Here is a 21,871-nt window from a genome sequence, read left to right on the forward strand (position 1 = left end):
TTTCTGTAATGGCAGTAAAAGACGCTGAATATATATGCTTCTGAAGGAGTTGAGCGTGATGGGCACACTTCAGGAGAAAGTGAGGCGTTTCCAAAAGAAAACCATTACGGAGTTAAGAGACAGGCAAAATGCTGATGGTTCATGGACATTTTGCTTTGAAGGACCAATCATGACAAATTCCTTTTTTATTTTGCTCCTTACCTCACTAGATGAAGGCGAAAACGAAAAAGAACTGATATCAGCCCTTGCAGCCGGCATTCATGCAAAACAGCAGCCCGACGGCACATTTATCAACTATCCCGATGAAACGCGCGGAAATCTAACGGCTACCGTCCAAGGATATGTCGGGATGCTGGCTTCAGGATGTTTTCACAGATCTGAGCCGCACATGAAGAAAGCTGAACAATTTATCATCTCACATGGCGGTTTGAGACATGTTCATTTTATGACAAAATGGATGCTTGCCGCGAACGGGCTTTATCCTTGGCCTGCTTTGTATTTACCATTATCACTCATGGCGCTCCCCCCAACATTGCCGATTCATTTCTATCAGTTCAGCTCATATGCCCGTATTCATTTTGCTCCTATGGCTGTAACACTCAATCAGCGATTTGTCCTTATTAACCGCAATATTTCATCTCTTCACCATCTCGATCCGCACATGACAAAAAATCCTTTCACTTGGCTTCGGTCTGATGCTTTCGAAGAAAGAGATCTCACGTCTATTTTGTCACATTGGAAACGCGTTTTTCATGCACCATTTGCTTTTCAGCAACTGGGCCTACAGACAGCTAAAACGTATATGCTGGACCGGATTGAAAAAGACGGAACATTATACAGCTATGCGAGCGCAACCATATATATGGTTTACAGCCTTCTGTCACTTGGTGTGTCACGCTATTCTCCTGTTATCAGGAGGGCGATTACCGGCATTAAATCACTGGTGACTAAATGCAACGGGATTCCTTATCTGGAAAACTCTACTTCAACTGTTTGGGATACAGCTCTAATCAGCTATGCCCTTCAAAAAAATGGTGTGACCGAAATGGATGGCTCTGTTACAAAAGCAGCCGACTTTTTGCTAGAACGCCAGCATACCAAAACAGCAGATTGGTCTGTCAAAAATCCAAATTCAGTTCCTGGCGGCTGGGGGTTTTCAAACATTAATACAAATAACCCTGACTGTGACGACACTGCAGCCGTTTTAAAGGCGATTCCCCGCAATCATTCTCCTGCAGCATGGGAGCGAGGGGTATCTTGGCTTTTATCGATGCAAAACAATGACGGCGGATTTTCTGCTTTCGAAAAAAATGTGAACCATCCACTGATCCGCCTTCTGCCGCTTGAATCCGCCGAGGACGCTGCAGTTGACCCTTCAACCGCCGACCTCACCGGACGTGTACTGCACTTTTTAGGCGAGAAAGTTGGCTTCACAGAAAAACATCAACATATTCAACGCGCAGTGAAGTGGCTTTTCGAACATCAGGAACAAAATGGGTCTTGGTACGGCAGATGGGGTGTTTGCTACATTTACGGCACTTGGGCTGCTCTTACTGGTATGCATGCATGCGGGGTTGACCGAAAGCATCCCGGTATACAAAAGGCTCTGCGTTGGCTCAAATCCATACAAAATGATGACGGAAGCTGGGGAGAATCCTGCAAAAGCGCCGAAATCAAAACATATGTACCGCTTCATAGAGGAACCATTGTACAAACGGCCTGGGCTTTAGACGCTTTGCTCACATATGAAAATTCCGAACACCCGTCAGTTGTGAAAGGCATGCAATACCTTACCGACAGCAGTTCGCATAGCGCCGATAGCCTCGCGTATCCAGCAGGGATCGGATTGCCGAAGCAATTTTATATTCGCTATCACAGTTATCCTTATGTGTTCTCTTTGCTGGCTGTCGGAAAGTATTTAGATTCTATTGAAAAGGAGACAGCAAATGAAACGTGAATCTTATCAAACGGAGATGTTCAATTGGTGTGAAGCCCTGAAAGATCAGATTCAAAAGCGAGGTCAACTTGACCAGTTTGAAGATCAAATCGACAAGATGATTGAGGCTCTGGAAGATGACCAAACAACAGAAGAAGATTGGTATAAACAGGCCGCTGCCCTTTATCGGGATATTACAGAATCAGATGATACAAGTGAAAGACGCGCTTATGTCCCTATAGGGAAACACGTGCTGCCAAAGCTTCCTTACAAATACTCCGCCTTAGAACCTTATATTTCACGCGATATTATGGTCCTTCATCATACAAAACATCATCAAAGCTATGTCGATGGCCTTAACAAAGCAGAATCAGAGCTTAAAAAAGCGAGAGCGACAAAGAATTATGACTTAATCACTCATTGGGAAAGAGAGCTTGCGTTCCATGGAGCGGGCCATTATTTGCATAGTATTTTTTGGTTTTCTATGCATCCAAACGGAAAACGGCGTCCTACAGGGGCATTGTTCCAAATGATAGACCTTTCATTTGGAAGCTATTCCGCTTTTAAAGAACATTTTACCCAAGCCGCTAAAAAAGTGGAAGGCGTCGGCTGGGCCATTCTGGTCTGGGCACCTCGATCAGGACGGCTGGAGATTTTAACGGCAGAAAAACACCAGCTCTTCAGCCAATGGGATGTGATCCCCCTTTTACCGCTTGACGTATGGGAGCATGCCTACTATTTGCAATATAAAAATGACCGGGCCAGCTATGTAGACCACTGGTGGAATGTCGTGGATTGGCGCGAGGCAGAAAAACGTTTTGAGCAGGCAAAAGAAGTCGTTTGGAAGCTCTATTAAAAAAAGCCCCCTTTCCCCGGGGGCTTCGTGTTTTAAAAAATCCCTACCACATGCAAAAACACGATGATAATGGCAACAGGAGATAGATATCGAATGAGCAGCAGCCAAACAGCAAACCACTTTCGTTTGAGATTGGAACCGCTTTTCAGCTCGTCAAACAAATCCTGTTTCGGTATTTTTAGTGGGACAAAAATCGAAATCAGTAACGCACCTAACGGCATTAAAATATTGCTCACAAGATAGTCGGCGGCATCAAAAATAGACAGATGAAATATAGAGACGTCACTTAAGACGCCGTATGATAATGCAGACGGCACACCGACAATAAAAATAGCAATTCCGCCTAACCAAGCGAATCGTTTTCTCTTATTGACATCGCCTTTCGAAAGTACTGCGACCAAAATTTCCAGCATTGAAAAAGCAGATGTCAATGCAGCAAATAAAAATAGAAGTAAAAATGCTAATAAAAAGATAATTCCGAACGGCATTTGATTAAACACAGTCGGCAGCACGTTAAATAGCAGAACCGGGCCTTGGTCTGGTTTGAGGCCGAATGAAAAGACAGCTGGAAAAATCGCAATTCCGGCCATTACAGCAACAAGCATGTTCATAACAGTTACAGATACAGCGGACTGTACCAGATTTTCCTGTTTCTCTAAATAAGCGCTATACGTTACCATGACAGATACACCGACACTTAATAAGAAAAAGGATTGTCCCATTGCATATAAAATGGTATTGGCATCAATTGCAGTTAAATCAGGCATCAGGAAAAATTTGATTCCTTCCATCGCGCCATCAAGTGTAACCGAACGCACCATTAAAATGATGAATAATAGAAAAAGCGCCGGCATTAATACTTGGCTTGCTTTTTCAATTCCGCTGCTTACCCCTTTTGCAACAACTAAAATTGTTACCACCATAAAGAGCAGCTGGCCTCCTACAGCCAAATAAGGATTTGAAATGGTACTTGCAAATATCGTATCAAAACCAGATGTCTGCGATAAACCGCCAGTGAAGCCTTTTATAATATAAATTAAAATCCATCCGCCTACGACACTGTAGAAAGATAGAAGAATAAAGCACGTCACCATGCCTAAATAACCGATCCAATGCCACTTCGTTCCTGGAGCAAGTGTTTTATAGGACTGAACGGCATCTTTCTGTGTTCTTCTGCCTATGATGAATTCACCTAACAATAAAGGCAGTCCGATTAAAACCGTAAATAAAATAAAAATAAGTAAAAATGCGCCTCCGCCGCTGGTTCCGGCAACATATGGGAATTTCCATATCGCACCAAGCCCGATAGCTGATCCTGCCGCGGCTAAAATAAAGCCGAGCTTCGAAGACCATTGATTTGCTTCCTTCACCGTATCACTCCTATTTGATCTAACCATTATAAAGGTTCATTGTAAGAATATCTTCCTATATAGTCAAGAACATTTTGATTAGTTTACATCATATATCTATAGACATCTGCCAAAAAATAATATTGAATTATTCAGAAAATTATTTATAATAAGAGAATGTTATGAAATTTGTAAGAATTTCTGCTGAAGTTCTTGATAAGTGTGTTAGGAGTGTTTTTATGGACATCATTAGAAAAATAAGTCATTTCGCAGGACAAACCTTTGGCATATGGGTCATTGTTTTTGCAGTGCTGGGATTTTCTTTCCCATCTTTATTTACGTGGATCAGTTCTTATATTACGATTTTTCTTGGCATTATCATGTTTGGGATGGGCCTTACACTGCAAGCCGATGATTTCAAAGAGCTGGTCAGAAAGCCTTGGCAAGTTATTATTGGAGTAATAGCTCAGTATACGATCATGCCGCTCGTTGCTTTCGGCCTCGCATTTGGGCTTCATCTTCCAGCTGAAATCGCAGTTGGTGTTATTCTTGTCGGCTGCTGTCCCGGGGGAACTGCATCTAATGTTATGACATTCTTAGCAAAAGGAAATACTGCCCTTTCTGTTGCGGTTACGACAATTTCTACCTTATTGGCACCTGTTGTAACACCGTTGTTGATTATGCTGTTTGCCAAAGAATGGCTTCCTGTCTCGCCGGGGTCTTTGTTTATCTCAATCTTACAGGCGGTTTTATTTCCGATCATTGCAGGTCTGATTGTCAAAATGTTTTTCAGAAAACAAGTGGCAAAAGCCGTACATGCCCTTCCGCTTGTTTCTGTCATTGGCATCGTTGCGATTGTCTCAGCTGTCGTCAGCGGCAATCGGGAAAATCTGCTTCAATCGGGGTTGCTCATTTTTTCAGTTGTTATCCTGCATAACGGTATCGGTTATTTACTTGGTTTTTTTTGTGCAAAGCTTTTAAAAATGGATTACCCGTCTCAAAAAGCGATTGCAATCGAAGTCGGCATGCAAAACTCCGGGCTTGGGGCTGCACTTGCCACGGCTCATTTCTCACCGCTATCGGCCGTACCAAGCGCAATATTCAGTGTGTGGCATAACCTTTCAGGTTCTATGCTTGCAACATATTGGTCAAAAAAAGTGAAAAAGAAACAAGCTGGATCCAAAAGCAGCAATCTATCACTTTAAATATGCATCAAAAAAGGTACATCACTTTATCGTGATGTACCCTTTTTTATTATCCTTCTAATAAAAGCTGTTCAGGATCTTCCAGTAAATTTTTGATTGTCACGAGGAAGCCAACCGCTTCTTTACCGTCTACAATCCGGTGATCATAAGATAAAGCGAGATACATCATCGGACGGTTTTCGAAACGCTCTTCATCAATTGCTACTGGGCGCAGCTGAATCTTATGCATGCCCAGTATACCGACTTGAGGGCTGTTTAAGATCGGAGTTGACATCAGTGAACCGAAAGTCCCTCCGTTGGTAATCGTGAAGGAACCTCCCTGAAGCTCGCTAAGGGTTAATTTATTGTTTCTTGCTTTTTTCGCAAGCTCGCCGATCTCTTTTTCGATTCCTGCAAATGTCAGGCGGTCCGCATCCCGCACAACCGGAACGACAAGGCCTTCATCAGCCGCAACAGCGATTCCGATATCGTAGAATTTTTTAACGATCAACTCATCGCCTTGAATTTCTGCATTCAACAGCGGATATTTTTTCAATGCAGCCACGACCGCTTTCGTGAAGAAAGACATAAAGCCGAGCTTCACTTCATTTTGCTCAAAGAATTGATCTTTGCGGCGTTTTCTGAGATTCATGACAGCCGTCATGTCCACTTCATTAAATGTGGTCAGCATCGCTGATGTTTGCTGTACCTCTACAAGGCGTTTTGCAATCGTTTGTCTGCGGCGTGACATTTTTTGCACTTCAACAGGTTTGTCAAAGCTTTGCTGTGCTTTTTGAGCCTGAGGCTGCTGCTTTTGCTGAGGAGCCGGTTTTGATGCCGGTTTTTCGTACGCTTCGACATCCTGCTTGCGCACTCTTCCAAGCGGATCTCCAGTTGGAACTTGAGACAGGTCAATTCCTTTTTCTCTCGCCAGCTTACGGGCCGACGGAGAAGCGATCGTTCTTGATTTTGCTTCAGATTGTGTTTCCTGGCTCACCTCTTGTGCAGCTGGTTCAGCCTGTTTCTCTTCTTTCACGCTTTCCTTGCTTTCTGCTTTCTCTGTAGGAGCAGGGGCAGAACTTTCACCCGCGCCTTCTGAAATCGTACCGATAATTTCTCCGACCTGGACGGTATCACCCGAATCTTTCAATACCTCTTGAAGTACACCCGATTCTTCTGCTGTCAATTCAACATTCACTTTATCCGTTTCTAGTTCAAGCAGATATTCACCCTGTTCTACATAGTCACCAGGCTGCTTTAACCATTGGGCTATTGTTCCTTCTGAGATTGATTCTGCTAATTCAGGTACCTTAATTTCCGCCATTTTTTCATTTCCCCCTTAGTTTTTGCGAGTCAAGCTATCAGATACAATACGTTCCTGTTCTTTTTTATGAACTGTCGGATCTCCCTCTGCAGGGCTGGATCGTCTTCTTCGTCCAATATATTGAACGCTTACTCCCTCTGGTGCAATCTCTGTCAAATACGGGCTGATATAACCCCAAGCCCCCATGTTCTGCGGCTCTTCCTGCACCCAAACGATTTCTTTCAGGTTCGGAAGTTTTGCAAATAACTCTTTGACTCCTTTTGCCGGGAATGGATACAACTGTTCAATTCTCGCAATGTGAAGCCACTCTTTACCGTCTTCTAACTTATTAAAATGATCACTGATGTCTATAGACACTTTACCGCTGGATAATACAAGTCTGGTTACTTTTTCATAGTCATGAGAAAGTCCCGACTGTTCATAAACAGGCTGGAAGCGGCTTTCGCTGAGCTCCTGCACTTCCGACACCGTATTTGGGTTGCGAAGAAGGCTCTTCGGCGTCATAATGACGAGCGGTCTGATTTCTTCACGAAGCAGCATTTTAGCCTGTCTTCTTAAAATATGGAAATACTGTGCCGCGCTTGTCAGGTTGGCAACCGTCCAGTTGTTTTCTGCTGCAAGCTGCAGGAATCGCTCGATTCTTCCGCTTGAGTGCTCAGGCCCCTGTCCCTCGTAACCGTGCGGAAGCAGCATGACTAATCCGGATTTTTGGCCCCATTTCGCGCGTCCGGCAGAAATAAATTGGTCAAAATACACTTGAGCAGCGTTGGCAAAATCTCCGTACTGTGCTTCCCACAAAACAAGCGTTTCCGGTGAATGCACGTTATAGCCGTATTCAAAACCGAGAACCGATCCTTCAGACAGCGGGCTGTTATGAACAGCAAATGATGTGCTGCAGTCAGATAAGTGATGAAGCGGCACAAATTCTTCGCCCGTCTCACTGTCATGAAGCACAAGGTTTCTTTGGGCGAACGTTCCGCGCTCGGAATCCTGTCCTGTTAAACGAATCGGTGTTCCGTCTTTCAAAATTGAAGCAAACGCGAGTGATTCTGCCAAAGACCATTCCACTTTTCTGTCATCATCGAACGCCTTGGCGCGTCTTTCTAAAATGCGCTTTAGCTTGCCGAAAACATTAAATGACTCCGGCCAGTTGATCAATTCGCCATTCAGCTTGCGGAGCACATCAAAATCAATCGAAGTGTCCACATCTGGGAAACCGTTTGATACAGGCTCTGGAAGTTCAATTTCACAGGCAGTGTGTTCCTTTTTAGACGGAACTTTCTGATATGCATCCTCAATGCGCTTCGTTACCGATTTTTCGATGTTTTGAACAACTTCCTCGGTAAGCACGCCTTCTTTTACCAGCTTTTCAGCGAAAATTTGTTTGACGGTCGGATGCTTTCTGACAGCGTCATACAGCATTGGCTGAGTGGTTGACGGTTCATCCATTTCGTTGTGTCCATAGCGTCTGTACCCGATCAAATCAATCAGAAAATCTTTGTTGAATGTTTTTCGGTATTCGACCGCAAACTTAACAGCTGAAAGACAAGCTTCAGGATCGTCCGCATTCACGTGAACAATCGGAATTTCATAACCCTTGGCCAGGTCGCTGGCATATTTTGTCGATCTGGATTCAGCGCTTTCTGTTGTGAATCCGATCATGTTATTGGCGATAATATGAATCGCCCCGCCTACTTGATACCCTTTTAAAGAGCTTAAATTCAATGTTTCAGCTACAATTCCTTCCCCAGGGAATGCAGCGTCTCCATGGATTAAAATGGCCAGCGATTTTGTTTCATCTTGTACCGGGTATCCGCTTTGTGTTCGCGTTTCCTGTGCCGCTCTTGTGCTGCCTTCAACAATCGGATTGATAAATTCCAAGTGGCTCGGGTTGTTCGCTAACGTAATGCGCGCTGATTTTGTTTCAGCGTCTTGAAGCTCCCGATTCGCCCCCAAATGGTATTTGACATCCCCTGTCCATCCGTAGCTGATTCCAATTGATCCCTCAGACGGGACAAGATCTTTATTCGGCGCATGCTGGAATTCAGAGAAGATGATTTCATACGGTTTGCCGAGCACATGTGCCAAGACATTCAGGCGTCCCCTGTGCGCCATCCCGATGTTGACACTTGTCGTGCCTGATTTGACAGATTGTGCAATAATGTCATCAAGCACTGGAACAAGAGCGTCCAGACCCTCAATGGAAAAGCGCTTCTGCCCGACGAATGTGCGGTGCAAAAACTGCTCGAAGCCCTCTACTTCAGTCAGTCTTTCCAGCACAGCCGACAGTTTTTCAGCTGAGTTCTTCTGGAACAGCTCGCCAGATTCAATCTTTCTTGTCAGCCACTCGCGCTCTTTGAAGTCATGCACATGGTCAAATTCAAAAGAGATGGTTCTTTTATACGTATTTCGTAAATACTGAATGGCTTCTAAACCGTTCGTAATGTTTTTAGGAGCGTCTTTGCAGATGACAGACGCAGGTATTGCTTTTATTTCCTCTTCTGTTAGCCCGTAATCGGATAATGGAAAAAGTTCGCTCTTTTTCCCATCCTTTCTGAGCGGATTGACGGAAGCGTTCAAATGGCCATAGGTTCGGATATCTTCTGCAAGTCTGACTGCGGATGCGATCTTTTGAATCAGATCGGCTGTAACACGTCCCTTTTCTTTTGTTCCCGAGGCCTCTTTTATATCGCTTGGCGGAGCACCGAGCTCGTCGAACATTTCCTTCAAATCCGGGTCAATGCTGTCCGGATCCTGGGTATATTGATCGTAAAGCTCCAGCGCATAGCCGAGGTTCGGACCGTAAAAATCTTCCCAATTCATTCGTTGTTTCATACTATTTTGAAACATTTGAATATTACCCCCAACTTAGATAATCAAGTGATTGATTCACTATCTTGAAATAACTTTCGAACGCTGTGTCCAAAATTATGTAATAAAAACGCTTCCAACGATATTTTACCACTGTTTGCAATTTGATTCTACCTTGATTGTTCACAAAATAGTAAAAAACCTTTATAAAAAACAAAAAATTTAATCATTCGAAAAAACAAACGCCAAAAAGCATAGGATTAAGGGCTACCCTATGCTTTTATGAAGCAGTTTTTTCAGCAGCGGATACAGAACATCCGGTAACTGATCAACATCCGGGACAAATATACTGAATTTTCCGTACATATCCTGGATCGTCTTCATTTGCGATTCTTCTATTTCTGAGTTGGAGAGAAAAACATTTATCACTTCTATTCCTCTTTTTCGGGCTTCGATAACCGCCTCACTTGTATCGACGATCCCATTTTGTTCGTAGCCAAATGCGGCCGGCTCTCCATCTGAGAAAACAATTAAGAACTTTTGCGCCTCGCTGCGATGCAGCATTTTTTTCGTCATCTGCCTAATTGCGTACCCGTCACGGTTATCTTCTTCTGGCTCAAGCTGCATAATGGCCGGTCCAGACTCTTGTCTTAATGATGATTGGAAGGGAATAACCGTATTGAAATAGTTTGGCTGGCTTGTTTCGGTTGCATCATTTGTGTCCTCCCAGAACCCGACAATCTGATGCGGAACCGCTACCGATTTCAACGCTTCGTGAAACAGCACGATTCCACGTTTTGTTTCGTCCATTTTGTCGAACATGCTGGCTGAACAATCGACCAGCAATGTAAAAACTGCGTCGATTTCTGAAGATGGTTCTTGCTTTTTGTAGAACAGGCGCGGATTTCGCTCAGTGAAGTAGCGAAGAAGCTTATTGTTCAGTCTCCCGGCATGAAGGTCTGTTCTCGGCAATGTTTTTTTATGCTCCAGCGTTTTTTGAATCATTTGTTTCAAACGCTTTTGATACGATTCAATCGTTTTTGCCTGCTGTTTATAAGAAAGCTCTTCTTCACTGGTTGCCGGCTGCGGTTCTTTATAAATTGGAAATGCATATTTATTTTCTTTACCGTCAGCCATACCCGCTCCGTTCGGCTGGTCTTTTTGGGACTCCAGCGCTTCCAGCTTGGAATAGTCTTTCCGTTTCGTTTGTCTGGCTGATCCTTGAACAGAGCCAAGGGCCTGATCTCCATCGTCGCCTTCCCTTGAAGCATCTTTTCCTAAATCTGATTTTGCGCCGTGTTCAATATCAAATTGAAGGAAGCTTTTGGACGGTGCTTCTGTTTCCCGGTGCCATGTCGGCATTTCTTCTTCATGGATATCCTCATCACCGTCTGATTGTTTTGGAAGCGTGATGTCATCACTCAGCTTCGGCGCTTTTTTCTCTTCTTCAAATAACGGCTGTTCTGCAGCTTTTGCGTAGTCAATCTCAGGCAAAAAGAAGTAGGTGTTCAACATGTCTTTATCGAGCACCTCTTCAAGCCCATCCATGAGGTCCTCAACAATTTTCAGAACCTGCCGTGTCGAATCTGCTTCATACACACGCAAGAGCTGCTGCTCAATAAACGGGCGCATCAGATCGATATCTTCACGCATGGACGGAAGGGTCTCAAGCGGCGATTCCGCTGTGAGCTTGACATAGATCGCGCAAAAGAGCGCATCGGTAAAAATGCTTCGTTCCAAATTTAAGGTCAGCTGGGTTGAGAAATGTTTTCTGTACATGTCTTTTCGCTTCGCAAATACATGTTTCGTACCCGGACGCTCATGTTTGATGCGTTCTTCGATTCTAATGTCTTCAAGCAGCATAAAGAGCTGCTTGGCAAAACTTTTAAACGTAAGATGGCGATGGATATCATTCAAAAAGTTCGCAAACTCATGCAGCGAGCTATATCTTGTTCCGACTGAACGCAGGTAGACGTCGCTTTTCAGACCCGCTTCCATGTCCTCAGCTGCCCTGTCTTTCCAAAAGTGGCTCATATAGATTTTCTTTTCAAATGGATTGTAATAGGACTGAACGCCATACTCCACTTCTACCACTTCACTCTTGGTGAGTGTTTTGGCCAAATCAGTCAGCATCATAAATAAAAATGAATCAATTGTGCTGTCGTTAAATTTGATAAATTTCATCGCAGCCCCCTCATTCAAACAGAGTTTCTGCAATATTTCGGACGGCCGCTTTTTCCCGATCATCATCAAGCTTTTCTACAATTCCCCGCTCAATGGCACGACGCGGCGGAATATAAGCAGCTAAATCACATGTATCGATTAAAGCTCTGATGGATGCCGCTTCTTCAGACACCTGTCCGTTATTGGCCTGAACGATCAAGTCAGAGGAAAGCGTGATAAATCTGTCAATCAATTTCTCGTCTTTCAAGGCTGACTGAGACATGAGCACTTGTTTCAGCAGCTCGCCTTTAATATAAGGCACATCAATGATGACAAAACGGTTTTTCAACGCTTCATTCAGAGGAACAGTTCCGACATAGCCTTCATTGATGGCTGCAATGACCCCGAAACCGCTTTTAGCCCGTATGACCTCGCCTGTAAACGGATTTGTCATCATTTTTCTGTAATCTAATACACCGTTCAAAATAGGCAGTGTTTCCGGCTTCGCCATATTGATTTCATCTATATAAAGAAAATGGCCTTCCTTCATTGCCTTTGTAACAGGTCCTGAAACAAACTCGATTGTTGCCTGGCCAGATTGATTTTCAATCGTTTTATAACCGACCAATGCCTCAGCGTCCAAGTCGACTGAACAGTTGACGCTGTGCATCGGTTTATGAAAATAGCTGGACAATGTTTCTGCCAACTTTGTTTTTCCTGAACCTGTAGGCCCTTTCAGCAGGACATTTTTCCCCATGGCTAATGCAATAATGGCGTCAAATAAAATGGCTTCATCCTCCGCCTCATAGCCTGATGTTCCTATAAGCGATTGAAACTCTGGGGAAATAGGCTGCTCTTTATATGATAAAAGCTTTTGTTGTATATCTTCCGGCAATGTTAAGTGCTGTAGTTGTGTTGTCATAGACAGATTCCCTTTCCTATTCATATTCCTTAATGAGTATACTAAAAAAGCCCCTGTATGCTCAATACAAAAGGGCTTGGATGATATTACTGCTTCTCGTTATTTCCCAAAAGGGCTCCGCAGACAATACGCGCACCGGAATTGCCGCTTGGGTTTGTCAGATAATCGTCCGCTTGTTCATGAATAATAAATGCACTTCCGTCCTCGTCGAGAATATTTAGTTTACTTCCTTTTTTCAGTGAAGTGTCAGGCGCATTCATTATGACATCTACCTTTCCATCAGCACCGACTTCAAGGTTCGGCAGATCTCCGGCATGATGCCCCATCGGATTATTGAAGCCGTGTTCTTTGTTCAGTGGATTAAAGGGACCGCCCGCTGATTCAAAATCCGGCCTGACACAAGAACCTTTCTCATAAATATGAAAACCGAGAGATGCACCTGGACGCAGGCTGTTTGCGGAAATATGAATATCGAGGCCTTCATCATCTGATTCTTTGATCTCTATAAAGCCGACTGCTTTCCCTTCACGATTGACCAACTGGACATGATGACCAAACGCTGACGTTTCAACCACTTTTTTTTCCGGCACCCGGTTAGGAGGGTCTGGAGGTTTTTTTTGTCCGCATCCGGCAACTCCCAGTGCCGTCAGCATCATCAACAGCAAGAGACGGTACATACTGTCTCCCCCTTGTTTTTTCTAACAGTGTGGTCAATCATTGTCTGGTATAAACAAAAAAGCCTATAAAAGGCTTTTTGTCATACTCATTTTTAAAAATAACTTCTTGCGCCCAAGTACCGCTGTTTCCAATACGAATTGCTGAGATTGGAAATGTCGACGCCCGATGAGCTTGCATGAATAAAATCACCGCCGCCTAGATAAATCCCCATGTGAGACGGGCCGGATTTATATGTGGTAAAGAAGACAAAGTCTCCTACTGACGGCTGGCTGACTTTCTGCATGACATTCCAATATCCTGCCGTACTCAATCTTGATATAGATGATACATTATTAATGAGGTAATAAATGAAGCCGCTGCAATCAAAACCGGCAGGCGTGTTTCCGCCCCATCGGTAAGGCACTCCGACATATTTTTTCGCTTCCGTTATCATTCTGTCAATCTTCGAGCCTATTTGAATGTTTGACCCTGAGTTATCTTTTGGCTTTGTTGGCTTTGTCGGATTTGAAGGATTAGATTTTGATGCTCCCGAAATAGTCAGAACCTGCCCGATTTGCAGCACATCCGATGATAAATTGTTTTTATCACGGATGCTTTGGACAGTGACTCCGAGCCGATTTGCAATTTTCCACAGCGAATCGCCTGCTTTTACCTTGTACGTCGTTGTTTTTGAGGGATTGGAGTTTGACGGCTTTTTGGAACCGCTGTTTCCGTTCTTAGGTGAACTGCTTCCTTTTATTTTGAGCACCTGTTTAGGATAAAGTGTATCTGATGTTAAGCCATTTAAGGTTTTTAATTCGGCTACAGTCATATTTAAGCTGTTTGCGATTTTCCACAGTGAGTCACCAAGCTTGACCGTATATGTACTTTTTGAAGAACCTGAAGAATTGGAACCGCTGTTTTTCTTTGATCCATTTGATCCGCTTGAACTGCTTGTCCCTTTGATCTTAAGCTTTTGCCCCGGACGAATCAGGTCACTGCTCAGGCTGTTTAAGCTTTTAAGCTCAGAAACACTCATTTTATGATTTTTAGCAATCATCCATAGGGAATCACCATATGCAACTGTGTATGTTGATGTTTTGCTTGAGTTAGATGGGGATGTCGTGCTTTTTTTGCTGCTTTCAGGAACCTTAAGGCTTTGTCCGACATAAAGCACTGTTGATTTCAATTTGTTTTCGGATTTCAGAGCTGATATTGTCGTATCATACTGGCGGGAAAGTTTCCAAAGAGAGTCACCGCTTTTTACTTTTATCGTTTTTGCTTCCGCGGGTGCTGCGGCCATCGACGACCCAACAACTGCAGAAACAGCCAAGCCGGCTACAATCTTCTTTTTCATTCATTCAACCTCCTAAACTGTTTTTTGCAAAAACAGCTAGTATTTTGTTTCCAAAAATGGCACACAACTGTTTTATCGTCAATTTTTCAGCAAGTTAAACCCTTTTCAAACATTTGGCGCAGCATTTTCAGCATCGTTCGACCTTTAAACCTTCAAATAAACATCTAACATTTTACATAAGCACGATATGTTTTTCGAAAGTCTAAGGAACTATTTAAGCGAGGGTAAAAATGATGGTTTTCTATTGATGAACGAAGCAGTTTCTCCTCCTTTCTTGTCTATTTTTCTAATCAATTCTCTATCGGCGTGTCAAATCCCTCTTATGAAATGGCAAAAAGCCTGTTCTTTCGATAAGAACAGGCTTTTACACTATGCATTTGCTGATTGAGTTTTTTGTTTTACAGCTTCAAGAATGCTATCGGCCGCTTTTTTAGAGCCGCCTGCCGCTTTCAGTGATTGTCCAATTTCTTTTGCCTTTTCAGCATACGAACGATTATTCATTACTTCTTGTATCGTCTCTTTCAGCAGGCTTTCAGATAATTCTTCTTTTTTTAACACTTTTCCTGCACCGACTTTTTCCACCTGATCTGCGACAACAAATTGGTCGCCTCCCATCGGAATGACAACGAGCGGGGTTTCAAAATACAAACCTTCACTTGTGCTGTTCATTCCGCCGTGGGTCACAAATAAGCTGGCTCTTTTCAAGATCTCAAGCTGAGGGACATACGGGCGTACAATGAAATTCTCCGGAATGTCGTTTAACTCACTTGTTTTAATATGCTTGCCGATGGAAAGCACAACTTTACCGTCAAAATCCTTACACACTTCAAGGCATTGATTAAAAAACTGCTTTTGATTATTAAAAATGGTTCCCATTGAAATAAACAGCACGTTTTCATTGTCAATCTGATCAAATGGGAAATCATTGTTTCCGGCTCTTTCTGTAATGGAAGGACCGACAAATACATATCGCTCGCCAAATTGCTCAGCCAGTGGCTGAAATCCCCTTGATGTAAAGACGATTGTCAAGTCACCATCAGCTAAAAAAACATCAAATGGCTTCTTGATCTCTGCTTGAAAATCAGCATTTAAAGTTTCTGCAAGCTGCTGGTATGATTCATAATGAGGCGAATCTTCAAGTGATCCTTTCATGTACGCTCCCATCATTTCCTTCGCAAATTCCTCATTCATCGCAAAGGTTGTACACAATGAAAATCTTGGCAGCTTCAGCATGTTGGCAATGACTTTACCCGCGAGAAGATGGTGATCATATATGACATAATCATACGATTCATGTTTGACTTCCTCATAAATATGAGTCGCGATATCCTTACAGGCTTTCAAAAAAGCGCAGAGCATTTCTGTGAAATCTCTTTCTTCATCGCCGGTTGCGTTTTTCCCGAAGTAATCTCCTCTGAAATCATGATACTCACGAAACTCTATATCAAGAGCTGTGATTTTTTCTTTATATTCCTTCACTGCGTAGTACGTAATGTTTTCTCCCCGGGATTTCAGCTCCTTCATCACACCGATAGAGGGATTAATATGCCCTTCACCGGGGAAACCGATCATTAATACATTAGCCATGCGGCAGCACCCTTCCTTTGAAAATTTATGTAATATTTTATACGGTACTATAAATACATAAACAGGTAAAGTATTTCACTTAATTAATATTCATTACATATAACTTTTCTACCAGTTTATATTTCCTGTCTTCAAGACAAAAAGCATTCAGCTTGAAGCGAATGCTTTAATAAAGATGCGAATTCAGTCATTTTGTCTCATGATAGGATTCTTAATCAGGCCCTTTTTATTATTTTTACGTTCTTGGTGAAATTAACGGATATAATACACCGTCTTTGGCAAACGACATCTTACCTGTTTCCTCTGAAACCACGAGCACCAGTGCATCCGTATAGCCCGACATACCGAGAGCCGCCCGGTGCCGGGTTCCCAAATGGATATCCACTTCCTTCGTCGTCAGCGGGAGCACATTGGCTGCTGACACGAGTTTGTTTTCCCTCACTAATAAAGCGCCGTCATGAAGAGGGTTTCCGGGAAAAAAGATGCTTTCAATTAATGAAGAGCTGATCTCGGCGTGTAGGGAGGTGCCTTTTTGAATAAAATGTTCAACCGGGTCTGCTCTTTCAATCACAATTAAAGCTCCATGCTTATGTTCCGATAAGGCTTTAATCGCCTTGGCCAGCTCAATAAATGCCGGCGTAAATTCCTCAATGTATGATTGCAAATAAAAGGAGGATGCAATCCCCTGCATGTCCTGAAAAACGTGCCCTAAATCATCTAATTCACAAAGGAGACACTGGTCTTTTTCGTGAAGCGTTTTCAAGATTAGAGATGCATCACCTAATATTTGCTCTAAGTACACCTGTATTTTCCCCTTGAACGCATTTTCTGATATCTGCTCATAGCGCATAGCCTTCATCTCCTGTTCAAATTTCCAACTTTTCACGAATGCTTATCTTATTGATGCACATTCTATTGGTAAAGGAGGGATGTAAAGAATGGAAATCGAAAGAATCATTCAGTATATTTGCACCTTTTTAGGCGTGATTTCGCTTTCTTTTATTTATGCCCAAATGTTTAGAAAAACGAAACCGACAAAAAAAGAATAGGCCCGGCGTTCATTGCTTTTTATACATAAAATGTTATAATTTCTCTCGTTATGAAAAAGAAACGGAGATCAATGTATGAAAGAAACTCAAAACGCCCGGGAAAAAATCAAACAGCTCTTGCACATTTTAATACCGATATTCATTACCCAAGCGGGGCTTTCTCTGATCACTTTTCTAGATACTGTGATGTCAGGGAAAGTCAGCCCCGCTGATTTAGCTGGTGTCGCCATTGGCTCAAGCCTTTGGACCCCTGTTTACACAGGACTTGCAGGTATATTAATGGCGGTCACCCCGATTGTCGCTCAGTTATTAGGTGCAGAGAAAAAACAGAAGATTCCCTTTACTGTTTTACAAGCTGTATACGTGGCCGCGCTTCTTAGCATCGCCGTTTTAGTGATTGGATATGCTGCAGTTGACCTTATTCTTGGCCGATTGAACCTTGATATTCACGTGCATCAGATTGCTAAACACTTTTTAGGCTTTTTATCACTGGGAATTTTCCCTTTATTTGTTTACACCGTGTTGAGATCATTCATCGACTCATTAGGAAAAACGAGAGTCACCATGATGATTACACTCAGTTCTCTTCCAATCAATTTTGTATTGAATTATGTATTTATCTTCGGGAAGTTCGGAATGCCGGCACTTGGGGGTGTAGGCGCGGGGCTGGCATCCGCGTTAACTTACTGGTGTATCTGCATCATCAGTTTTTTCATTATTCATAAAAACGCACCGTTTTCTGAATACGGGATTTTCCTTACCATGTATAAGTTCTCTTGGAAAGCATGCAAAAATTTGCTCAAAATCGGGCTGCCTATTGGGTTCGCCGTGTTTTTTGAAACGAGCATTTTCGCAGCTGTCACGCTTCTAATGAGCCATTTTCATACAGTGACCATCGCGTCCCACCAGGCAGCCATGAATTTTGCGTCTCTTTTATATATGCTGCCGCTTAGCGTGTCCATGGCTCTAACAATTGTTGTCGGGTTTGAAGCTGGTGCAGCCCGTTTTAAGGATGCACGCTCATATAGCTTAATCGGCATCATGATGGCGATCGGCTTTTCTTTGTTCACTGCCGCCTGTATCCTTTTATTCAGAGAGCAAATTGCGGGCATGTACACTTCTGACCCCGATGTGCTCCGGCTGACACAGCACTTTTTAATTTATGCGCTATTTTTTCAGCTTTCCGATGCTGTTGCCGCACCGATCCAGGGAGCACTCAGAGGGTACAAAGATGTGAACTATACGCTTGCGGCCGCTTTTGTCTCTTACTGGGTCATTGGCCTTCCGGTCGGTTATATGGTCGGTACGTTTACAAGCCTCGGTGCATTCGGCTATTGGATTGGATTAATAGCGGGACTCGCCGCCGGAGCAGTTGGGCTGTTTTTCAGGCTGGCAAAACTGCAAAAACGTTATTCGCAAAAACAACACATTTAAAAGAGGTGATCAATCATGGCAAAAAACAAAAAATTATTCGAGTATCTTTCCCAGCATGCGGAAACCATCAGTTCAACATGGTATGAAACAATCGAGGAGACTGATCCCAATTCCATTTATGCCTCAACAGACCCTGTTGTCATTCACAATTTAAAGAGCCAGAATCTTGCCTTTAACTATAAAATAAACCGTATTTTTATAGATGATGAGGACATATACTTGCCTATACTGAAAGAATGGGCCTTTGAAGTCACACAGGATCAAGAGCATTTAAAAACTCCTATCCACTATATTATTCGGGAGTTTGTCAGAGTGAGAGATTTATATGTTTCTTATGTGAAAGAATTTGTCCATCTCAATCAGAATACTGTGAAAAGCGAAGAAGCCGAAGACCTGTATCACGCCCTTATAAAAGCGTTTGATCTTGTGATTCATATTTTTATAGAAGAAATGTACAAAAACACAAGCCTTCAGCTTCAGGCCCAAAAAGATATGATTACTGAATTGAGCGCTCCGGTCATCGTGCTGTTTCACAGCGTCGGACTGCTGCCTTTAATCGGAGATATTGATACAGTCCGCGCCAAGCTGATTATGGAAAACACACTGCATCAATGTGCGAAAAAAAAGGTGACACAACTGTATATTGATTTGTCAGGAGTAGCTGTGATTGATACGATGGTTGCCCATCAGCTGTTCAGTCTGATTGAGGCGCTTCGTTTAATCGGTGTTTCTTCAACTTTGTCTGGAATCCGTCCGGAAATCGCGCAAACAGCGGTTCAGCTAGGTTTGTCTTTCGAAGGTATTTCCTTGAGATCCACTCTCGCTTCAGCAATTGCATCGGACTTAAAATTAAAAAAGGTATAAGGCTTAAGGCCTTATACCTTTTTGATTAATCATTCCATTGATACGTCCAATATATTTCTTCTTCAAACCATGTTGCCATAACAGGTTCATTATTTTTCAATTTCTCTTCAAGCTCTCTGAGCATGCCTTCTGTTTGTGTGCGGTGAGCTCTTAACGCATTCATTTTAATATCAGCTACTTCTTTGATATCAAGTACGACATCAGCTTCGCCGAGAACCTCTTCTCTGTTGCGGGTAATGGCCATGCAGATTGTACGCGGACGGTCTTCTTTCTTTTTGCGATATAATGCACGGATAACCGCTTCCCCGCATGCATCATGGTCAGGGTGCACACCGTGTCCGGGATAAAATGTGACAATTAAACTTGGTTTTACATCATCTATGATCTCTTCCATGATATCAGCTAAATACTCATCGTCTTCAAATTCGAGCGTTTTGTCACGGAGTCCAAGCATACGAAGGTCATTGATATCCATTTCTTTGCAAGCATTGATGAGCTCTTGTTTTCTTAGCAGCGGCAACGTTTCCCGATTCGCGAAAAATGGATCGCCCATATTTCTGCCCATTTCACCTAAAGTGGCGCAGGCATACGTAACGGGAATGTCTTTTTTTCTGTTTAAGGCAATGAGGCCTGCCACTCCATATGATTCATCATCAGGGTGAGGCAGGATTACTAGTACATGTTCTTTCATTATTATTCACCCTTTTCTTTAAACTGTGAACGGTTTTTCGCTGATTTGCAGAGAAATAGCCAGTTTACCGCCCGGCAGGTGTCCCGCCATTAATAAACGGTTTTCTTCATCTACCGTGTATTCAGTCAAGCCTTCAGCATAAATCCAGCCTTCTTCTGTTTTCAAGCCAACGCGGTAAGGTCCGTTGCCTTTGATTTTTGCCTGATGATAAGTGACTTTTGCATTGCGGATATACGCAACAACCGTCATGTTCTTTTCATTTAAGTGCGCTGAATAAGAACCTGTGGTGGTTTCTAAATGGATATATACAGGGCGGTCCGCATATCGTTCTAAAGATGCTTGCACATCTTCTTTTATGATCGCTTTCATGATTGCTCCCCTCTTTCTTCTTTTAAATACTCTGCACGTTCTGTATGTAATTTGACCAGCTGATATTTCACAGCCGGTTCGAGCTGTGAATTCACAATGCGCTGAATCGCGGCAAAATATTTTTCCAGCATCGGTTTTCGGAGTCTTGGATGTGTTCGTTTATCCAAGAGCTCAAGATCAATCGCCTCTGCTACCGCTTCTGCGTCATCATGTGCGAGAGATCGGTTATTCCAAAGTGAAGCATAGGCTTTCACTATCTCTTTATCATTGTCCATCGTCTTGCTCCTTTATGTCTTACATACATGAAATGATTATACATAATATATGCATCAGCTGAAAAGCCAAAGGCCTCAATGGCTTTTTGACGCCCGTTTCCACTTCACTTGTGAAAACGTAAACAAGAGCAGCGCAGCCCATATACAGCTGAATGTAAAAGCCTTCGAGCTTGAAAATGGCTCATGGTAAACAAACAGCCCGATCAGCAGGGTAATGGTCGGCGCAATATATTGTAAGATACCGACTTGATACAGCGGCAGCCGTTTCGCTCCTTCCGCAAACAATAAGAGCGGCAAAGCCGTAAACACACCGGCCAAAAAGAGAAGCAGCCACGTCCCTCCGCTTTCTGCACCCGCTGGCTGAACATGTCCGCTGAACAGCAAATACCCCAATGCAATGGGCATAATCATGAATGTTTCCAGCGTTAAACCGATGGCGCTCGGCAGGCTTGTTCTTTTTTTGCTTAACCCGTACAGCCCAAAGCTGAATGCAAGCAGAAGCGCAACATAAGGAATGGAGCCGTATTGGAACGCCGAGATGATGACACCGGCTGCCGCAATCGAAACGGCCACTAATTGCAGGCGATTCAGTTTTTCCTTTAAAAATAAAATCCCAAGGAGCACTGATACAAGCGGATTAATGTAATAGCCAAGACTAGCCTCAAGCAAAAAGCCATGGTTGACAGCCCATATGTATACAAACCAGTTGATCGAAATCAGGATAGAAGCAAGAAATAAAGAGAGGATCCCTCCGTTCTTTTTCAAAGAGCACAGTTCCTGCCATCCTAATTTCCATTGCCGCAAGAAAAAAAGTACGATACACATAAAAACAAAAGACCATATAATACGATGAGCCAAAATATCAAGAGCCGGCAGCTGTTCGAGAAGCTTCCAATAGAGCGGAAACAGGCCCCACATGATAAAGGAAACGGCTGTGTAAATAACGCCTTTTTTTGTTTCTGAATATTGCATTTATATCCCTGCCTTTCTTTAGAGCATCTTATATTATATCACGTGAAAGATCTGGCGGGCATATACTATTT

18 protein-coding genes are annotated in these 21,871 nt (G+C 43.1%); 5 read left to right on the forward strand and 13 right to left on the reverse strand.

What is annotated here, in order from left to right; all coding sequences use genetic code 11:
- The first annotated feature begins 58 nt into the window (after nt 1–58).
- Nucleotides 59–1,957, forward strand: a complete 1,899-nt coding sequence (gene sqhC / locus CW370_RS05750; RefSeq protein WP_024573579.1) for a sporulenol synthase — start codon at nt 59–61, stop codon at nt 1,955–1,957.
- Nucleotides 1,947–2,792 (forward strand): superoxide dismutase, encoded by an 846-nt coding sequence (locus tag CW370_RS05755; protein WP_015251901.1) that lies wholly within the window; start codon nt 1,947–1,949, stop codon nt 2,790–2,792. Before sqhC ends, CW370_RS05755 begins: the two co-directional genes overlap by 11 nt.
- A 32-nt stretch (nt 2,793–2,824) precedes the next feature.
- Here the strand turns inward: CW370_RS05755 and CW370_RS05760 are convergent, their stop codons facing one another.
- On the reverse strand, nt 2,825–4,162 hold the full coding sequence (locus CW370_RS05760; RefSeq protein ID WP_014480024.1) for a sodium-dependent transporter: 1,338 nt from the start codon (nt 4,160–4,162) through the stop codon (nt 2,825–2,827).
- A gap of 218 nt (nt 4,163–4,380) precedes the next feature.
- Here CW370_RS05760 and CW370_RS05765 point away from each other — a divergent pair, with 218 nt between their 5' ends.
- Nucleotides 4,381–5,346 (forward strand): bile acid:sodium symporter family protein, encoded by a 966-nt coding sequence (locus tag CW370_RS05765; protein WP_024572776.1) that lies wholly within the window; start codon nt 4,381–4,383, stop codon nt 5,344–5,346.
- Nucleotides 5,347–5,395: 49 nt separating this feature from the next.
- Here CW370_RS05765 and odhB read toward each other — a convergent pair whose 3' ends face one another.
- The 8 genes from odhB to cdaS all read right to left on the reverse strand — a co-directional run bounded on the left by odhB (nt 5,396) and on the right by cdaS (nt 17,005).
- On the reverse strand, nt 5,396–6,649 hold the full coding sequence (gene odhB, locus CW370_RS05770) for a 2-oxoglutarate dehydrogenase complex dihydrolipoyllysine-residue succinyltransferase (RefSeq protein ID WP_024572777.1): 1,254 nt from the start codon (nt 6,647–6,649) through the stop codon (nt 5,396–5,398).
- A gap of 15 nt (nt 6,650–6,664) precedes the next feature.
- A complete protein-coding gene (gene sucA / locus CW370_RS05775; RefSeq protein WP_024572778.1) occupies nt 6,665–9,499 on the reverse strand; it encodes a 2-oxoglutarate dehydrogenase E1 component in 2,835 nt (944 codons plus the stop codon).
- Between the two features lie 228 nt (nt 9,500–9,727).
- A complete protein-coding gene (locus CW370_RS05780; RefSeq protein ID WP_101169521.1) occupies nt 9,728–11,644 on the reverse strand; it encodes a vWA domain-containing protein in 1,917 nt (638 codons plus the stop codon).
- 10 nt (nt 11,645–11,654) lie between these two features.
- Complete coding sequence (locus CW370_RS05785) at nt 11,655–12,569, reverse strand: AAA family ATPase (protein ID WP_010886530.1); 915 nt, start codon at nt 12,567–12,569, stop codon at nt 11,655–11,657.
- Nucleotides 12,570–12,631: 62 nt separating this feature from the next.
- The gene (locus CW370_RS05790) at nt 12,632–13,222 is read right to left on the reverse strand and encodes a superoxide dismutase family protein (RefSeq protein WP_015251895.1); all 591 of its coding nucleotides are present in this window, start codon (nt 13,220–13,222) and stop codon (nt 12,632–12,634) included.
- A 92-nt stretch (nt 13,223–13,314) separates the two neighbouring features.
- A complete protein-coding gene (gene cwlS, locus CW370_RS05795) occupies nt 13,315–14,559 on the reverse strand; it encodes a D-gamma-glutamyl-meso-diaminopimelic acid endopeptidase CwlS (RefSeq protein WP_004399265.1) in 1,245 nt (414 codons plus the stop codon).
- 369 nt (nt 14,560–14,928) lie between these two features.
- On the reverse strand, nt 14,929–16,146 hold the full coding sequence (locus tag CW370_RS05800) for a macrolide family glycosyltransferase (protein WP_029946436.1): 1,218 nt from the start codon (nt 16,144–16,146) through the stop codon (nt 14,929–14,931).
- A gap of 235 nt (nt 16,147–16,381) precedes the next feature.
- On the reverse strand, nt 16,382–17,005 hold the full coding sequence (gene cdaS, locus CW370_RS05805; protein WP_080030734.1) for a cyclic di-AMP synthase CdaS: 624 nt from the start codon (nt 17,003–17,005) through the stop codon (nt 16,382–16,384).
- A 265-nt stretch (nt 17,006–17,270) separates the two neighbouring features.
- Between cdaS and CW370_RS05810 the strand changes: the two genes are divergently transcribed.
- Complete coding sequence (locus CW370_RS05810) at nt 17,271–18,629, forward strand: MATE family efflux transporter (RefSeq protein ID WP_003231218.1); 1,359 nt, start codon at nt 17,271–17,273, stop codon at nt 18,627–18,629.
- Between the two features lie 15 nt (nt 18,630–18,644).
- On the forward strand, nt 18,645–19,493 hold the full coding sequence (gene rsbRC / locus CW370_RS05815; protein WP_024572324.1) for an RsbT co-antagonist RsbRC: 849 nt from the start codon (nt 18,645–18,647) through the stop codon (nt 19,491–19,493).
- Between the two features lie 25 nt (nt 19,494–19,518).
- On the opposite strand, the gene bshB2 is transcribed toward rsbRC, so the two are convergent.
- The 4 genes from bshB2 to rarD all read right to left on the reverse strand — a co-directional run bounded on the left by bshB2 (nt 19,519) and on the right by rarD (nt 21,800).
- Complete coding sequence (bshB2, locus tag CW370_RS05820; RefSeq protein ID WP_003231215.1) at nt 19,519–20,184, reverse strand: bacillithiol biosynthesis deacetylase BshB2; 666 nt, start codon at nt 20,182–20,184, stop codon at nt 19,519–19,521.
- Between the two features lie 18 nt (nt 20,185–20,202).
- Nucleotides 20,203–20,553 (reverse strand): YojF family protein, encoded by a 351-nt coding sequence (locus CW370_RS05825; RefSeq protein WP_003231213.1) that lies wholly within the window; start codon nt 20,551–20,553, stop codon nt 20,203–20,205.
- Nucleotides 20,550–20,828 carry a hypothetical protein gene (locus CW370_RS05830; protein ID WP_003231211.1) on the reverse strand — a complete coding sequence of 93 codons (279 nt, stop codon included), beginning with the start codon at nt 20,826–20,828 and terminating at the stop codon, nt 20,550–20,552. Before CW370_RS05830 ends, CW370_RS05825 begins: the two co-directional genes overlap by 4 nt.
- Before the next feature lie 75 nt (nt 20,829–20,903).
- Nucleotides 20,904–21,800 (reverse strand): EamA family transporter RarD, encoded by an 897-nt coding sequence (rarD, locus tag CW370_RS05835; protein WP_015714103.1) that lies wholly within the window; start codon nt 21,798–21,800, stop codon nt 20,904–20,906.
- Nucleotides 21,801–21,871: the final 71 nt, after the last annotated feature.

Source organism: Bacillus sp. SN32, from assembly GCF_002837495.1.
GTDB lineage: Bacteria > Bacillota > Bacilli > Bacillales > Bacillaceae > Bacillus > Bacillus subtilis.

What these genes read in the sequence shown, in the direction of transcription:
- cwlS (WP_004399265.1), bottom strand. Translation starts at nt 14,559, where the DNA reads ATGAAAAAGAAGATTGTAGCCGGCTTGGCTGTTTCTGCAGTTGTTGGG.
- sqhC (WP_024573579.1), top strand. Translation starts at nt 59, where the DNA reads ATGGGCACACTTCAGGAGAAAGTGAGGCGTTTCCAAAAGAAAACCATT.
- rarD (WP_015714103.1), bottom strand. Translation starts at nt 21,800, where the DNA reads ATGCAATATTCAGAAACAAAAAAAGGCGTTATTTACACAGCCGTTTCC.
- CW370_RS05755 (WP_015251901.1), top strand. Translation starts at nt 1,947, where the DNA reads ATGAAACGTGAATCTTATCAAACGGAGATGTTCAATTGGTGTGAAGCC.
- bshB2 (WP_003231215.1), bottom strand. Translation starts at nt 20,184, where the DNA reads ATGAAAGAACATGTACTAGTAATCCTGCCTCACCCTGATGATGAATCA.
- CW370_RS05765 (WP_024572776.1), top strand. Translation starts at nt 4,381, where the DNA reads ATGGACATCATTAGAAAAATAAGTCATTTCGCAGGACAAACCTTTGGC.
- CW370_RS05780 (WP_101169521.1), bottom strand. Translation starts at nt 11,644, where the DNA reads ATGAAATTTATCAAATTTAACGACAGCACAATTGATTCATTTTTATTT.
- CW370_RS05810 (WP_003231218.1), top strand. Translation starts at nt 17,271, where the DNA reads ATGAAAGAAACTCAAAACGCCCGGGAAAAAATCAAACAGCTCTTGCAC.
- cdaS (WP_080030734.1), bottom strand. Translation starts at nt 17,005, where the DNA reads ATGAAGGCTATGCGCTATGAGCAGATATCAGAAAATGCGTTCAAGGGG.
- CW370_RS05785 (WP_010886530.1), bottom strand. Translation starts at nt 12,569, where the DNA reads ATGAATAGGAAAGGGAATCTGTCTATGACAACACAACTACAGCACTTA.
- sucA (WP_024572778.1), bottom strand. Translation starts at nt 9,499, where the DNA reads ATGTTTCAAAATAGTATGAAACAACGAATGAATTGGGAAGATTTTTAC.
- CW370_RS05830 (WP_003231211.1), bottom strand. Translation starts at nt 20,828, where the DNA reads ATGGACAATGATAAAGAGATAGTGAAAGCCTATGCTTCACTTTGGAAT.
- CW370_RS05825 (WP_003231213.1), bottom strand. Translation starts at nt 20,553, where the DNA reads ATGAAAGCGATCATAAAAGAAGATGTGCAAGCATCTTTAGAACGATAT.
- rsbRC (WP_024572324.1), top strand. Translation starts at nt 18,645, where the DNA reads ATGGCAAAAAACAAAAAATTATTCGAGTATCTTTCCCAGCATGCGGAA.
- CW370_RS05790 (WP_015251895.1), bottom strand. Translation starts at nt 13,222, where the DNA reads ATGTACCGTCTCTTGCTGTTGATGATGCTGACGGCACTGGGAGTTGCC.
- CW370_RS05800 (WP_029946436.1), bottom strand. Translation starts at nt 16,146, where the DNA reads ATGGCTAATGTATTAATGATCGGTTTCCCCGGTGAAGGGCATATTAAT.
- odhB (WP_024572777.1), bottom strand. Translation starts at nt 6,649, where the DNA reads ATGGCGGAAATTAAGGTACCTGAATTAGCAGAATCAATCTCAGAAGGA.